Source organism: Streptomyces sp. NPDC004658 (assembly GCF_040609555.1).
Lineage (GTDB): Bacteria > Actinomycetota > Actinomycetes > Streptomycetales > Streptomycetaceae > Streptomyces.
Window position 1 is genome coordinate 1 of sequence record NZ_JBEXKG010000415.1, and the last position, 1,143, is coordinate 1,143.

Below are 1,143 nucleotides of genomic sequence, written 5' to 3' on the forward strand. Positions count from 1 at the left end.
GCCTGGGTCTTCATCATCCTGCTGTTCTGGTTCGTCGGCCCGATCGTGTGGCTGGCCGCGGGCAAGGTGCGCCAGGGGCCGGCCGGCCGACGTCAGGGGTGGGTGGCACCCGACGACAATCCCGACTTCCTGAAGTCGCTGAAGGACGACAGCGAAAAGGACGTTAAGGAGAAGGACGAGACGGTCCTCAAGGACTGGGAGGCGGACCTGCGCCGCCGCGAGGACGAGCTCAAGCGGCGTGAGAGCGGCCCGGAGGCCCCGCCCGCCTCCTGACCCGCTACCGGACGCCGGACGCCCGGTACCCGATCACGCGTACAACTGCTGCCCCAGCTTCTTGAGCAGGGGCAGCAGTGCTGTGCGCTCCTCGGCGGTGAGCGCTTCCAGTGCGCCGTGCACGGCACGCATCTCGGCGCGGATGGTCCGGGCGAGCTCCGTGCCCTCGGGGGTACGGGCCGCGACCTTGGAGCGGCGGTCGTCGGGGGACGGGGTGCGGCGGACCAGGCCACGGGTCTCCATGCGGCCGACGAGGCCGGTGGCGTTGGACGCGTCACAGACCAGGTGGGCGGCGAGCGCGCTCATCGGCATGGGCGCGTTGAGCGCGATCAGCGCCCGCGCCTGCGAGGTGGACAGGCCGTGGCGGGCGGCGACGGCGGTGAGGTCGTCGTGGTGGCCTCGGACGACGAGGGCCAGCGGCTCCAGGAGATCCTCCGGGGAGGGGGCGGCTCGATCGTCCGGAGCAGTGGCGGCGCGGGGCGTCGGTTCCGTGGTCATGGTCGGCCATTCTTCGATCGGCGACTGCCGACAATTATTTGACATGCTCAACTGTTGGCAGTTACATGGAAGTAATTGCTTGAGCATATCAAGTTCTAAGCCCCACCCGCATCTGAGCCCCACCCGCATCCCGTGCCGCAAGGAGTACCCCCATGTCCTCCGTACCGTCCGGTGTCGACGACACCACCCGCCCCGCCGAGTCCCCGGCCGAGATCGTCGGCCGCCTCCGCGCCACCTTCCGCGCCGGCCGCACCAAGGGCCTCGACTGGCGTACGGGACAGCTCCGGCAACTGCGCGCCCTGCTCACCGAGCGCGGGGACGAGATCGCCGACGCGCTCCACGCCGACCTCGGCAAGAGCCGCAAGGAGGCGT

The 1,143-nt window shown here is 70.3% G+C and carries 2 protein-coding genes and 1 pseudogene; 2 read left to right on the top strand and 1 reads right to left on the bottom strand.

Features of this window, described 5'->3' with window-relative positions; all coding sequences use genetic code 11:
* On the top strand, positions 1-273 hold a 273-nt coding region (locus tag ABZV94_RS41780), incomplete at its 5' end, for a PLD nuclease N-terminal domain-containing protein (RefSeq protein WP_356350354.1).
* A gap of 33 nt (positions 274-306) precedes the next feature.
* Here ABZV94_RS41780 and ABZV94_RS41785 read toward each other — a convergent pair.
* On the bottom strand, positions 307-771 hold the full coding sequence (locus ABZV94_RS41785; protein ID WP_356350356.1) for a MarR family transcriptional regulator: 465 nt from the start codon (positions 769-771) through the stop codon (positions 307-309).
* Between the two features lie 152 nt (positions 772-923).
* On the opposite strand from ABZV94_RS41785, the pseudogene ABZV94_RS41790 reads away from it, so the two are divergent.
* Positions 924-1,143 (top strand): annotated as a pseudogene (locus ABZV94_RS41790) (aldehyde dehydrogenase family protein); the annotation flags it as partial.

Coding starts and splice junctions, on each gene's coding strand:
- ABZV94_RS41785 (WP_356350356.1), bottom strand. CDS start 771: ATGACCACGGAACCGACGCCCCGCGCCGCCACTGCTCCGGACGATCGA.